The organism is Thermoanaerobacter sp. CM-CNRG TB177 (assembly GCF_018588165.1).
In the GTDB taxonomy this organism is placed as follows: domain Bacteria; phylum Bacillota; class Thermoanaerobacteria; order Thermoanaerobacterales; family Thermoanaerobacteraceae; genus Thermoanaerobacter; species Thermoanaerobacter thermocopriae.
Genome location: NZ_JAFCAC010000086.1, coordinates 35,188 through 47,909, shown reverse-complemented (window position 1 = coordinate 47,909; position 12,722 = coordinate 35,188). Strand labels below are relative to the sequence as shown.

Here is a 12,722-nt window from a genome sequence, read left to right as displayed (position 1 = left end):
TTCCAAAATCTTTTCTACTTCTTTTTTTGCCTATGTAATAAAGGGTTACGAATTTATTTACTCTCATAAAGATTTCATTTGTCAACAAATTAAAGCGACGACCTACTTTGTTAAAGAGGTCGTCGCTGTCGAAAAGAAGGGATATTTTATGGGTGACCTTTATTTCAAAGGCTTGTGTACAAACCACCAGTCAAAAGCTTCAATTTCTTTTGATTTAATTTTTTCTTTTCTTTCATTTGCAGAAGCTTCATCAGTGGAAGGTGGGACTATTACATGGTCTTTAATCAAGTAGTTATTTGGCCATTTCTCAGGGAGTGCCACGCCGTATTGGTCTGCTGTTTGCAATGCTTTTAATGCTCTTAATATTTCATCCACATTTCTTCCAACTTCTTGTGGATAATACATTATAAGTCTAATTGTTCCTTTGTCGTCTACTATAAATACTGCTCTTACAGTATTGGTGCCTTTGCCTGGATGAATCATTCCTAATTGGTTAGAGACTTTTCCTAAGTCATCGGCTATGACTGGGAAAGGAATAGCTATGTTTGTGTTGTCCTTTATCCACTCTACCCATTTTATATGGGAGAAAACTTGGTCAACTGAAAGACCTATTAATTCAGTGTTTAATTCTTTAAAGTCATTAGCTTTCCTTGCAAATTCTACAAATTCTGTTGTGCAAACTGGTGTAAAGTCTGCTGGGTGGCTAAAAAGCACAAACCATTTTCCTGCGTAATCTTCAGGCAGTCTCTTTACTCCCTGAGTTGTTACTACCTCCATAGATGGGAATTTTTCTCCTAATAATTTCATTCTAATTTCCTCCATTTTTTAAGCCTCCTTATTTTTCTCATTACATTTTTTGCATATACCATAAACATTTATATCGACATTTTTAATTACAAATCCTTTTAATTCTTCCACATTTATAATTTCCTCTGATACAGGAAAATCATATACCTTGCCACATATTTCACATTTAAAGTGTCCGTGAAAATAAACATTGATATCATATCGCAATTCCTTTTCTTTCAAAGATAGAGCATTTACAACTCCTTTTTCCATAAACAATTCCAATGTGTTGTAAATACTGGTTTTTGAAAGGGTTGGTATTTCATTTATTAAGTATTGATAAATATCATCAGCTGTTGGGTGTATTCTATTGTTTAAAAGGTATTCTAATACTTTTATCCTTATAGTAGAAGGTTTTATATCATGTCTCTTTAAATAATCTTTTAATTGCTCTATTGTATAAGTCATTTTCATTACTTCTTTCTCACGATTATTTTGCTGCGTAGTAGCATCTTTTGGGAGAAATTATCAGATCCTCTTTCTTAAGTTCTTTTATAGCTTTGTCCACCTCTTTTTTGTCTAAATTAGCTTTTTGTGCAATATCTCCTGGTCTTAAAGGTTCAGAGGATTCTTTTAAAATTTTTAACACTAACTCTTTTACTTCCATTTATCTCACCTCGTTTGTATTAAATTTAATTTTGTACTGATTTCAATTTTATTATAATATCAATTTTCTTTTTTGTCAACAGTTTTTTTAAAAATTTATTTTTATTTTTACCACTTAAAGGAGGATTATTAAATACAGAGAAGTAATCTTCAAAAAAACATTGACAATTTTAAAGGAAAAGTATATTATAGTAATAGAATGCATTCGGTTGCATAAAAGTTCTTGACATTTCTCCCCGATTTGATTAATTGTCAAAATTAATCAAATTCTTTTTTTAATGTTGGATGCATTCGATTGCATTTACTAAAAAGAATAGGAGAGGTCTTACAAATGTCCGAAATAAGATATGACCTTATAACTGGTAAAAGGGTGATTATAGCTACAGAGCGAGGTAAAAGACCTCATGATTTCAATGTAAACTATGAGGAAAAGAAAAATAATACTTGTCCTTTTTGCCCAGGAAACGAAGAGATGACTCCTCCTACTTTAGTTGAAATTAAGGATAAAAAAGGGAACTGGTTAGTCAGAGGATTTGAAAATAAATTTGCAGCAGTGAACACAGATTTAAAGAGTTTTGAGGCACCATCCCTTTATAAAGCGGAATATGGCTATGGTGTAGCGGAAGTGATAGTAGAGTCACCAGAACACGATGTAACTTTTGGAAGTTTATCTTTAGAACAAATGCAAAAAGTTTTTATGGCAATAATTGAGCGTTATAAAAAAATTGCTCAAGACGATAAAATAAAATACATTCAGGTGTTTAAAAATTTTGGGGCAAGAGGAGGAGCTTCCTTAGAACACGGGCACTGGCAAATTATAGCTACTTCTTTTATTCCAGATGTAGTAGAAAAAGAAGTAGCAGGTACACAAGAATATATTAAGAAGAAAGGCAAATGTCCTTATTGTGAAATTGTCAAATATGAAAAAGAAGAAGGTAAAAGGATAATAAGTGAAAATGAGAATTTCATTGTTATTGCTCCTTATGCATCTCAATATCCTTATGAATGTTGGATAATACCCAAAGAGCATCAAGAGAGATTTGAAGAGTTAAAAGAAGAAAATGTTGCAAGTTTGACTAAAATTTTGAAGACTCTTATAGTAAAGTACGAGAGAGAATTTAACTTTCCGCCATATAATATTGTGGTTCATACATTACCAATTTATGATACAAGAAATTACCATTGGCATTTTGAAATTGCCCCAAGGCTTACTGTGGCAGCTGGTTTTGAGTTAGGGACAGGAGTTTATATAAATCCAGTGCCACCAGAATTGGCAGCATCAGTTTTAAGAATATAAAAATTTTATTGAAAGAAGTGGTCAAATGTATATTAGTAAAACTTTCAACTTTGAAGATATACCTACAAAACTGAAAGATATACTTAAAAATATAAATAAAGACAATTTTAAAAAGTTTAGGTGGTTTCAGGAAAAGGCTTATGATATTTTAGATATATTTTTATTTGATTATGCAATATTGTCTAAAAAAGAAGCTGAGGTCATAATTGCAGCTATTATAGCTTTTGTAGTGAAAGCTTCAACGAGTAATAAGGAGATTATGTTGCTTTATTATGTACCTTTAATTATAACTCCTTATTTTAGGAATAATGATTTAATAGATATTATTGAGAGTCCAAATTTAAAAGCTTTTATATATGATGGAATCGACGATATAAATTATGTTAAGTTTTTAAATAAAGCGTTAAATGAAGAAACAGTTATAAAATTTGAGTCTGGTGCCAAATTAATTCCTTATAACCTTAAAAAAGACGATATATACAGTGCAAGAAGGCTGAGTAATAAGTCTAGTAATAGTTTAACATTTTTACAAAAAAATGAAATAATAAAGACTTATAGGAAATTTGTAAAAGGAGTTAATCCTGACCTTGAGATGACTTTTGAACTTAAAAATGCAGGTTTTGGAAATGTTCAAGATATAAGAGGATATTTTTTATATGAAGACAGTAGCGGAGAAAGGTACACTGTCGCTATAATAGTGGAACACATAAAAAACATGGGAGACATGTGGCAATATACTCAAGAGTATCTGTCTTCTGTAATTTCTACTTTATCCGATTATGATAAAATTGAGGAAAGTTACGTAGAAGGCTACTTGAGCGATTATCTTGAAGAGGTAAGAGAGATAGCAAGGATAATTGCCGATATGCATATTAAGTTGTCTTATATTGATAAAGAAGATTTTGCTAAAAGAAATGTGGAAATATCAGATGTTGAAGAAATAGTAAAAAGTATAAAAAATAATTTTACTAAACTTCTAAATTTTGTAAAATTATCTACATTTGATGAACAAATAACTTCTATGATAGAAGAGATTATAAAGCAACAAGAGTTTTTAATGAGCAAATTAGAAGAATTTAAAAATAGTGCTGTTCTTGGCAAATATATAAGATGTCATGGAGACCTACACTTAGAGCAGATTTTAAAGACTGAAGAGGGATATGTGATAATAGATTTTGAAGGGGAACCGACAAAACCTATTGAGATGAGGAGAAAAAAAATATCTCCCTTAAAAGATGTAGCAGGCATGGTACGCTCTTTTAGTTATGCTGCTTATGCTGCTTATTTTAATTATCTTAATGCAAAAGGTAAGTTTCGGGATGAAAAAATAGAAAAAGCGCTATTATGGTGGGAAAAAGCTGTCACAGAGACCTTTGTGGAAAACTATTTGGAATTGGTGACAAGGGAAGCACCAGACATTGTACCAGAAGGTAAAAACTTTGATAAGGCTTTAGCTATTTTTAAATTAGATAAAGCTCTTTTTGAAGGAATTTATGAGGTAAATAATAGACCTTCTTGGTTTAGAATACCTTTAAAAGGTATTTTAGAGTGTATTGAGGATTTGAAATTAGAAAAGCACAGATCGGAGGTAAATTATGGATAAGTTAAAAGTTACAATGTTTACAAATGAATACCCACCTAATATTTACGGTGGAGCTGGCGTTCATGTAGATTATCTTGTCAGGGAACTGTCTAAACTGATGAAAGTAGATGTGAGATGCTTTGGTGACCAAGATTATACGGCTGATAATGTAAAAGTCCGTGGATATAAAGAGTGGGATAAGTTAAAGGAAAATTCAGATCCAAGATATCAGAAAGTTTTGGGGCCTTTTTCCATAGATTTGGCAATGGTGAAAGATGAGATAGACTCAGATATTTTACACTGCCATACCTGGTATACTTTCATGGCGGGCTTTTTAGCTAAAAAATTGTATGATAAACCCCTTGTAGTTACAATTCACAGCCTTGAGCCTTTAAGGCCATGGAAAGAGGAACAGTTAGGAAATGGATATAAGCTAAGTTCTTGGATGGAAAAAACAGGAATTGAAGCCGCTGATAGGGTTATAGCAGTATCACAAGGATCGAAAGAAGATATATTGAAGTATTACAATATTCCAGAAGAAAAAGCTGAAGTTATATATAACGGCATAGATTTGAACCAATACCAGAAAACAGATAGAAATATTGCTCGCAAAAAATATGGAATTGAGGGTAAATACATTCTCTTTGTAGGAAGAATATCAAGGCAAAAGGGCATTACTTATTTAATAGATGCAGTAAAGTATCTACCTAAGGATATAAAGGTTGTACTATGTGCTAGTTCTCCAGATACACAAGAGGTTTTAGAAGAAGTAGAGCAAAAGGTTAAACTTTACGACAATATTATTTGGATAAATAAAATGGTAGAAAAAGAAGAAATTATAGAGTTGTACAGCAATGCTGAAGTTTTTGTTTGTCCTTCTATTTATGAGCCTTTTGGTATAATAAACTTAGAAGCAATGGCTTGTAAAACTCCTGTTGTGGCAAGTGCTACAGGAGGAATTAAAGAGGTTGTAGTTCATGAAGAGACAGGATTCCTTGTAGAACCAGGCAATTCTGAAGAATTGGCAAAATATATAAACATACTTTTGAATAACAAAGATTTAGCTATAAAGTTTGGAGAAAATGGGAGAAAACGTGTTGAAGAGATGTTTAGTTGGGAAAGTATTGCTAGAAAGACTTATGAGATGTATAAAGGTGTAATAGAGAAATATAAAAAATAAATGCGCTAAGGCAGGGGTGACAATTTCCCTGCTTTGTTTTTTTGTGTTATAATAAACTTAAAAAAATAATGGATGGTGTGGCCATGGAAGGAGAATCTTTTCTTTATAATTCGGTAATAATTTATGGCTACATAGCGCTTTTTATAGGGCTTATGATTGAAGGAACTGGAATGCCGGGACCAGTGCAAATATTATTTTTCGCTGCAGCGTACTTGGTTTCAAAGGGGGAAATGAACCTTTTTTATGTTATAGTCATCGCTGCATTAGGAAATGTGACAGGAAATGTGATAGCTTATTTGGTAGGCTATTATAAAGGTAGGCCTGTTGTTGAAAAGTACGGTAAATATCTAAAAATAACAGTAAAAGACCTTGAAGCTATGGATAAATGGTTTGCTAAATATGGAGGATTTACGGTTTTATTAGGTAGGCTAATAGGACTTCCGCGGACCCCGGCTATTTGGGCCTCGGGAATAACGCGTATGAATTTTACTGTGTATGTGGTGTTTTCTGCTATTGCTGATTTTATATGGTCTACTTTTTGGGCAGTAGTGTCTTATCTTGCTGCAAAACAATTGATTAACATAAACTTTTTCGGAAAGAGCCAACCGCCTTGGGTGTATTTTGCTTCCACAATAGGCTTTATGATATTTTTATATGTAGTTTGGAAGGTACTCCTTTGGATGAAAGAAAAGTATCTAACGTAACTATTAAGAAGATAGCAAATGTATCTGATCTTTTAGATATAGAGGATATATGCTATGAGTTTAGAGAATGTGTCGGAAGTTTATCCTTTATTAAAAGGTAAGAGAGTTTAGGGAGTCACAGGTTTAGCGTAAAAGAATTTAATAGGGTCACTGTATTTAGGTACCACTATTTTATCAGAAGTTTGTATGTCTACTTTAATACCATAAAATCTTAAAGTATCTACTATTCCGCCTTTTAAATTAAGAGCTGCTTGCAATGTGTCAGGGTCTCCTATTGCTTTTATTACGTAAGGAGGAGCATACCTGGTAGAGTTTATGATTATCGTTGGACCTACGCATCGTATTTCAGATGTTGCAATTATTCTTTGGTTGTTTATAGCTATTGCTTCAGCTCCACCCGCTTTCAATTCATTTACAATACTTAATAAATCTTCATCATGGACTAAGTACAAATTAGGGTCTTCCCCGTCTCGAGGCTGTAAGTCGCTGTCATTTACCGTTACTATAACTCCTGGGCCTACCATATCTGTAAGTCCTGCTAAAATTTTGTATTTTTCAACATCCTGCTGTAGATTTTTTAAAGCGGCATCATCTTTTGATGCAACATCTTCGTACTCTTTAAATCTTTTAGTGAGTTCTTCTAATTGCTGTTCTAAATTTGCCTTTTCTTCTTGAGCTTTTTTGAGCTGCTGAGTAAGTTCTTCTGACCTTGCATAATTTGTAGCTACAGTAGGGGTAGAGGTTCTATTGCTACCTTGAACAGTTTTAAATTGAATAGAAATCATTAAGCCCATTGCGATAAATACAAGCATAAAAGATAAAGTTTGCAATACCTTTCCTTTCAATTTTTCCACATCCTTTCTCTATATAAAAAGACGTCTTCGTCTTGCTTTTGGTTTCAGCTTATGTTGCTTTTGTAAATAACTATGCTACTCTATAAATACTATAACATGGAAAATGTTAAAATTTATTAAGAAATTATTAAGTTTTTATTACAAGAAGGTTACAAAAGCCTTAATATTCCCCAGAGGAATCATTTTAAACGTGAATATATTAATTAATTTAGAGAAAAAATAAACTTGACTATTTTTTGAAATCTGATAAACTTTTATTAACAGAAAATTAATATTGAAAAGGAGAGAGTATTATGAACAAAATATCTATAATAGGTTCTGGATTTGTCGGTGCTACTACTGCATACACACTGGCTTTGAGTGGGATTGCCAAAACTATTGTATTAATAGATATTAATAAAGACAAAGCAGAAGGCGATGCTCTTGATATAAGCCACGGCGTACCGTTTATTAGTCCAGTTGAATTGTACGCGGGAGATTATAGTGATGTTTCAGGTTCTGACATAATAATCATTACAGCGGGAGCAGCACAAAAACCGGGAGAAACCAGACTTGACTTAGTGAAGAGAAATACGATGATTTTTAAAGACATAGTGGCAAAACTTATTAAAGTAAATGACACAGCAATATACCTTATAGTTACAAATCCAGTAGATATTCTTACATACGTTACCTATAAAATATCTGGCTTGCCATACGGAAGAGTATTGGGGTCTGGCACAGTTCTCGACAGTGCGAGATTCAGATATCTTTTAAGCAAACATTGTAACATAGATCCGAGGAATATACACGGATATATAATTGGGGAGCATGGCGATTCTGAGCTTGCAGCTTGGAGCATTACGAACATAGCAGGCATACCAATTGATAATTACTGCAATTTATGTGGAAAAGCATGTGAAAAAGATTTTAGAGAGGAGATTTTTAATAATGTTGTAAGAGCTGCCTATACGATAATAGAAAAAAAGGGTGCGACATATTATGCGGTTGCTCTCGCAGTAAGAAGAATCGTAGAAGCTATTTTCAGAGATGAAAATTCCATTTTGACTGTGTCATCTCCGCTAACCGGCCAATATGGTGTTACAAATGTGGCTTTGAGCCTTCCCTCCGTTGTTGGACGAAATGGAATCGTAAATATACTTGAATTACCACTTTCACAGGAAGAAATTGCTGCTTTTAGAAGATCAGCCGAAGTTATCAAAAGTGTAATACAAGAGCTTGATATATAAGAGGGGAAACCCTCTTTTTTTGTATATAAAAAGTCACAGCGTGAAAATATAATAATTAAAATAATGATTTTTTAGGGTGTGATAGTCGTGCAGAAAATAACTCAGCAGGAGATTATTTTAAGTGCCTTTGTTGAAGCACAAAATTTAGAAAAGATACTGTTGGATAAAGTAAGAGAATATGGGAAAGAATCAGTAGATAATCAAATAAAAGCATTGTTAAAGCAAATTGAAATAATGATAAAAAATCATAAAGAAGACATAAAAAAGGCACAAAAGACTATGCATATTAATTCCCTTGTCAAAAAAAATATGTCTCAAGAGCCTTTAGACATGCTTCAAGATTTATTAAAAAATTTAGTTAATATTCAAGCCTTTTATAATGAAACTGTTGTGAATATTACTAATCCTTACGTTAGACAGTTGTTTACTCAAATGAGGGATGATGTTATGAGATTTATTTCTATTCTTCAAATGGAGATTGAAAGTCTGGAATCGAAACCTTCTATTCCAAATAACACAGTTTTAAATACACCGGAGATGAGTTAATATGAAAGTGGCTATTATTGGTGCTGGTGTTTCAGGGCTGGCTGCGGCAATTACTTTTCAAAGGTATGGCATTACACCAGATATTTTTGAAAAAAAGTGCAAAATAGGTGAATTATTTAACCATGTTGCGGGGTTATTAAAAGTGATAAATAGGCCTATAAAGGATCCGCTTCATCATCTTAAAAATGTTTATGGAATAGAAGTTAAACCAATTAACACCATTGACAAAATAGTAATGAAGGGGCCAACTGTAACAGCTTCTGTTACTGGGAGTAATCTTGGGTATATGATTTTAAGAGGACAGGACGCAAACTCTCTTGAAAATCAATTGTATAATAAGTTAGAAATACCAGTTAATTTCAATATAGAAGCTGATTATAAGAAGTTAAAAAATGATTACGATTATGTCATTATTGCTACGGGAAGTTCGCAGATTCCAAAAGAATTAGGTTGTTGGCAAGAGTTGGTGACGACCTGGGTGAGGGTAGCAAATGTTTTAGGGAATTTTGACACGAAAACTCTTTTAATGTGGATAAACACTCTTTACACTAAAAGCGGTTATGTATATCTCATGCCTTATAATGAAAAAAGAGCTGTCTTAGCTATGGTAGTACCTTATATTTCAAAAGAAGAGTTGCAGTATTATTGGGATACATTTCTAAAGGTAGAAAAGATGAATGTGGATATTGTAAATATGGTGGATTTGGAGCATATTTCGGGTAATTGTTTCCCACATCAATATGAAAATCTGCTTTTTGTTGGGAATGCAGGAGGAGCGATAGAGCCTTTTTTAGGGTTTGGGACTTTTAACTCAACTGTAAGTGGAGCTATAGCAGCAAAAAGTATAGCTGAGGGAGTCGATTTTAAAAAAGAAATAAGATTTTTGTCTGAAGCAAATATAAAGATGTTGGAATTTAGAAAAGCTTTAGACCTTATGGACAATGATAAGTTGGATAAGTTTATAAAAATTCTTACTTTTCCTCCTGTGAAAAAACTTGTTTACAATACTAATTTCAATGCTATAAAATATGGCTCTATTTTTATGAAATATGCAATAAATAAAATGAATAATAAACCTTATGAACACAGAAAGAAGGTATGAAAATGAGAGTAGCAATAATTGGAGCAGGAGTAGCAGGCCTATGTTGTGCATATACTCTCGAGAAATTAGGTGTACCTTGTGATATTTACGAAAGAAAACATACAATTGGAAGCCTGTATTCTTATGGAGAATTGTTATTGCAGATTGTGCATAGACCTTATAAGGATCCTCTTAAGTTTATAGCTAAAGAGTTTGGAATTTTAATTGAACCTTTAAATGAAGTAAGAAAGATAGTTATCAAATCTCCAAAGAGGGAAGCTTTCATTGAAGGTAAACAACTTGGATATATTGTAAAAAGGGGACAAGAACAGGAAAGCATAGAAAACCAATTGGCAAAAAAAATAAATGCAAAAATAAATTTTAATATAAATGCGGATTATAGGGAATTAGCCAAATCTTATGATTATGTGGTAGTTGCTACAGGAAATAGTATGATAGCAAAGCAACTTACCGAAGTTAAAAATGTAGTTTCTTCAAGGATTAAAGGAGGAATTGCATTAGGGGATTTTGAGACTAATACTGTGCATTTATGGCTTAACACTCTATATGCAAGGTCAGGTTTTGGCTATCTTGTACCTCTTAGTAAAAATAAAGCTTCAATAATTCTTGTGGCTACTTATACGCAAAAAGAAGAGATTGAAAATATGTGGCATACATTTTTGTATCAAGAAAAATTAAATTATGAGATGATAGAAACTTTTGAAACGCAATTGGACATCAGTATAACAGATAGACATCAAATAGACAATATGTATCTAATAGGAAATGCAGGGGGATTTTTAGACCCTTTTTTAGGATTTGGACTTTTAAACGCAGTGGAGAGCGCAGTCTATGCGGGAGAATCAATAAAACATGGTGAAGATTATGAAAAAAAAGTAAAAAAAATAACAGATAGAGTTGATAAGCTTATAGATTTTAGGAAGATGATGGATAGCATAAAAAATGAAGACTATGATAGGGTAGTAAAAGTGATTGAAAATCCTATAGTTAAAAGAGTGATGTACAAAACTAATTTAGATGTCATAAAATATTTACATTTTCTTATGAAAATAACAAACAGGACCCAGTGATTAAACTGGGCCTTAAATATTCCACAATTGAAGTCCTGTTGTTTCATCGTAAACTCTTTCCAGCTTATTGTCACCGTAATCTGTTATTACGAATTCTGCAGCAAATATTATTGTCCCTTCCATTAAATGACCGCCAAAAGCGTTTCCGTTTTTATCTGCTAATGTTATGTGGACATGAGCAAAGGGCTTGCCATCTTTTACTGAAATATTTCCTGTGGCATTTAGTATTTCCATGTGCTCGTCTTTTGATATGTATATGTAGTTTTTGCTTTGTGCATCATAGTAGCCAAATACTGCTTTTGATACAGCACCTATTATGCGTATTTCACCAGAACGTATATTTTCACTGGTAATGATTTTATTAATTTCTTCTAAAAGGTCTTTCCCGTATTGAAATCTTCCTATAAATCTTCTTTCAATTGATACACTTTTATACCCCATAAAACCACATCCTTTTAACTTTTATTTTTTATATAATTATATCATAAACTTGCTTAGATTTGGAATTTGCAAATTGCGCCTCATTTTTAAATTTTTTCAATAAAGGATTTTTGAAAAATTTAGCGAATAAATATAAAAAAGTAGACAATTTTTGTGTGACAACTACTTAATAATTTTAAGTTGATATTTAATCGTCAATATTTTATTATTAGTGTAAAAGAAACGTAAGGAGGAAATAGTGTAAGCTTTATGAAAACGTTAAATGAGAACTTTTTTAGGTTAATAGACAAGGTCATTTTGATTTTGGTGATTTTGATAGCAGCATTGAGCATTTTTTTGTATAAGCTTGAAAAGGTAGAAGAACCTATTTTTGCAAAAACATCACAATATCACTTTTATATGGTAGCTCAAAATTCTGTAGATCCTTTTTGGAAAGAAGTGAAAATGGGAGCCATGGATGCTGCAAAACGTTACAATGTTGCAATTGAATTTAATGCTCCTAAATTTAATAACATCCAAGAGGAACTTCAGTATTTGGATATTGCTATACTGTCTAAAGTTGATGGCATAATAACTCATGTTTCCAACAGTAAAGAATTTGTAGACTTGATTGAAGAGGCCTATAAAGAAGGGATACCAGTAATTACTATAGAAAATGACGCAAAAGATAGCAAAAGACAGGCTTTTATAGGTACTAACAGTTTTCAATTAGGTGAAGAAGCCGGAAAGCTTATGATTAAAGCGACCAAAGGAAAAGCTAACATTGCTATAATCGTCAGCAATGGTTATCAATTAGACACTGTAAATCAAAATTTGAAAATCAATGGCTTTTTAGATGCCATAAAGGATTATCCTCAAATGAAAGTAGTAAAAGTTTACACTTCAAAATTAGGTACTTTAAGCGCAGAAGAGATTACTCAGTCAATTATAAGCAGTAAGCAAAACATAAATGCTATTTATACTACAGATTCTGTAGATACCATTGGTACTGCACAAGTAATAGTTGATTTTAACAAAGTCGGAGAGATAGCGATTGTAGGTTATGGAGATACTGCGGATATTTTAAGGTATATCGACAAAGGAATAATATACGGCACAGTTATGAGTGATCCTTATAGAATAGGATATGAAAGTGTAAAGTCTATGGTAGAAATTAAAGAAAAAAATAATGTCTCTACATTTGTTGATATAGGAGTAAATGTTATTACTAAGCACAATGTCAAGGAATATTTCAAAAGAATACAATTAATGGAGTAAGGTGATGG

14 protein-coding genes are annotated in these 12,722 nt (G+C 32.3%); 9 read left to right on the top strand and 5 right to left on the bottom strand.

Features of this window, described 5'->3' with window-relative positions; genetic code table 11:
• Positions 1-159 precede the first annotated feature (159 nt).
• From I4N53_RS10560 to I4N53_RS10550, 3 genes are read right to left on the bottom strand one after another with little or no spacing between them, the layout of a single operon-like run.
• Positions 160-822, bottom strand: a complete 663-nt coding sequence (locus I4N53_RS10560) for a peroxiredoxin (RefSeq protein ID WP_003867082.1) — start codon at positions 820-822, stop codon at positions 160-162.
• A 3-nt stretch (positions 823-825) separates the two neighbouring features.
• Positions 826-1,260 carry a Fur family transcriptional regulator gene (locus I4N53_RS10555; RefSeq protein WP_012994387.1) on the bottom strand — a complete coding sequence of 145 codons (435 nt, stop codon included), beginning with the start codon at positions 1,258-1,260 and terminating at the stop codon, positions 826-828.
• A gap of 16 nt (positions 1,261-1,276) precedes the next feature.
• On the bottom strand, positions 1,277-1,453 hold the full coding sequence (locus I4N53_RS10550) for a MarR family transcriptional regulator (protein WP_012994388.1): 177 nt from the start codon (positions 1,451-1,453) through the stop codon (positions 1,277-1,279).
• Positions 1,454-1,783: 330 nt separating this feature from the next.
• Here I4N53_RS10550 and galT point away from each other — a divergent pair, with 330 nt between their 5' ends.
• The 4 genes from galT (at position 1,784) to I4N53_RS10530 (ending at position 6,215) form a co-directional block, all read left to right on the top strand.
• On the top strand, positions 1,784-2,749 hold the full coding sequence (gene galT / locus I4N53_RS10545; protein WP_012994389.1) for a galactose-1-phosphate uridylyltransferase: 966 nt from the start codon (positions 1,784-1,786) through the stop codon (positions 2,747-2,749).
• 25 nt (positions 2,750-2,774) lie between these two features.
• Complete coding sequence (locus tag I4N53_RS10540) at positions 2,775-4,352, top strand: hypothetical protein (protein WP_214496197.1); 1,578 nt, start codon at positions 2,775-2,777, stop codon at positions 4,350-4,352.
• Entirely contained in the window at positions 4,345-5,511 is a 1,167-nt protein-coding gene (glgA, locus tag I4N53_RS10535) for a glycogen synthase (protein WP_214496196.1), read from the top strand. Before I4N53_RS10540 ends, glgA begins: the two co-directional genes overlap by 8 nt.
• 83 nt (positions 5,512-5,594) lie before the next feature.
• Positions 5,595-6,215, top strand: a complete 621-nt coding sequence (locus tag I4N53_RS10530) for a DedA family protein (RefSeq protein ID WP_003867076.1) — start codon at positions 5,595-5,597, stop codon at positions 6,213-6,215.
• Positions 6,216-6,322: 107 nt separating this feature from the next.
• Here the strand turns inward: I4N53_RS10530 and I4N53_RS10525 are convergent, their stop codons facing one another.
• The gene (locus tag I4N53_RS10525; protein WP_214496195.1) at positions 6,323-7,069 is read right to left on the bottom strand and encodes a DUF881 domain-containing protein; all 747 of its coding nucleotides are present in this window, start codon (positions 7,067-7,069) and stop codon (positions 6,323-6,325) included.
• Positions 7,070-7,362: 293 nt separating this feature from the next.
• Here I4N53_RS10525 and I4N53_RS10520 point away from each other — a divergent pair, with 293 nt between their 5' ends.
• The 4 genes from I4N53_RS10520 to I4N53_RS10505 all read left to right on the top strand — a co-directional run bounded on the left by I4N53_RS10520 (position 7,363) and on the right by I4N53_RS10505 (position 11,016).
• Entirely contained in the window at positions 7,363-8,298 is a 936-nt protein-coding gene (locus tag I4N53_RS10520; protein ID WP_003867072.1) for an L-lactate dehydrogenase, read from the top strand.
• Between the two features lie 87 nt (positions 8,299-8,385).
• A complete protein-coding gene (locus I4N53_RS10515) occupies positions 8,386-8,844 on the top strand; it encodes a hypothetical protein (RefSeq protein WP_003867071.1) in 459 nt (152 codons plus the stop codon).
• A 1-nt stretch (position 8,845) separates the two neighbouring features.
• Positions 8,846-9,946: an NAD(P)/FAD-dependent oxidoreductase gene (locus I4N53_RS10510; protein WP_003867070.1), complete on the top strand. Its 1,101-nt coding sequence runs from the start codon at positions 8,846-8,848 to the stop codon at positions 9,944-9,946.
• A 2-nt stretch (positions 9,947-9,948) separates the two neighbouring features.
• The gene (locus tag I4N53_RS10505) at positions 9,949-11,016 is read left to right on the top strand and encodes an NAD(P)/FAD-dependent oxidoreductase (RefSeq protein WP_214496194.1); all 1,068 of its coding nucleotides are present in this window, start codon (positions 9,949-9,951) and stop codon (positions 11,014-11,016) included.
• Positions 11,017-11,028: 12 nt separating this feature from the next.
• Here I4N53_RS10505 and I4N53_RS10500 read toward each other — a convergent pair whose 3' ends face one another.
• Positions 11,029-11,457 carry a PPC domain-containing DNA-binding protein gene (locus I4N53_RS10500; protein WP_214496193.1) on the bottom strand — a complete coding sequence of 143 codons (429 nt, stop codon included), beginning with the start codon at positions 11,455-11,457 and terminating at the stop codon, positions 11,029-11,031.
• A 249-nt stretch (positions 11,458-11,706) separates the two neighbouring features.
• On the opposite strand from I4N53_RS10500, the gene I4N53_RS10495 reads away from it, so the two are divergent.
• On the top strand, positions 11,707-12,714 hold the full coding sequence (locus I4N53_RS10495) for a sugar-binding protein (protein WP_214496192.1): 1,008 nt from the start codon (positions 11,707-11,709) through the stop codon (positions 12,712-12,714).
• Positions 12,715-12,722 lie beyond the last annotated feature (8 nt).

Coding starts and splice junctions, on each gene's coding strand:
- I4N53_RS10560 (WP_003867082.1), bottom strand. CDS start 822: ATGGAGGAAATTAGAATGAAATTATTAGGAGAAAAATTCCCATCTATG.
- I4N53_RS10555 (WP_012994387.1), bottom strand. CDS start 1,260: ATGAAAATGACTTATACAATAGAGCAATTAAAAGATTATTTAAAGAGA.
- I4N53_RS10550 (WP_012994388.1), bottom strand. CDS start 1,453: ATGGAAGTAAAAGAGTTAGTGTTAAAAATTTTAAAAGAATCCTCTGAA.
- galT (WP_012994389.1), top strand. CDS start 1,784: ATGTCCGAAATAAGATATGACCTTATAACTGGTAAAAGGGTGATTATA.
- I4N53_RS10540 (WP_214496197.1), top strand. CDS start 2,775: ATGTATATTAGTAAAACTTTCAACTTTGAAGATATACCTACAAAACTG.
- glgA (WP_214496196.1), top strand. CDS start 4,345: ATGGATAAGTTAAAAGTTACAATGTTTACAAATGAATACCCACCTAAT.
- I4N53_RS10530 (WP_003867076.1), top strand. CDS start 5,595: ATGGAAGGAGAATCTTTTCTTTATAATTCGGTAATAATTTATGGCTAC.
- I4N53_RS10520 (WP_003867072.1), top strand. CDS start 7,363: ATGAACAAAATATCTATAATAGGTTCTGGATTTGTCGGTGCTACTACT.
- I4N53_RS10510 (WP_003867070.1), top strand. CDS start 8,846: ATGAAAGTGGCTATTATTGGTGCTGGTGTTTCAGGGCTGGCTGCGGCA.
- I4N53_RS10505 (WP_214496194.1), top strand. CDS start 9,949: ATGAGAGTAGCAATAATTGGAGCAGGAGTAGCAGGCCTATGTTGTGCA.
- I4N53_RS10500 (WP_214496193.1), bottom strand. CDS start 11,457: ATGGGGTATAAAAGTGTATCAATTGAAAGAAGATTTATAGGAAGATTT.
- I4N53_RS10495 (WP_214496192.1), top strand. CDS start 11,707: ATGAAAACGTTAAATGAGAACTTTTTTAGGTTAATAGACAAGGTCATT.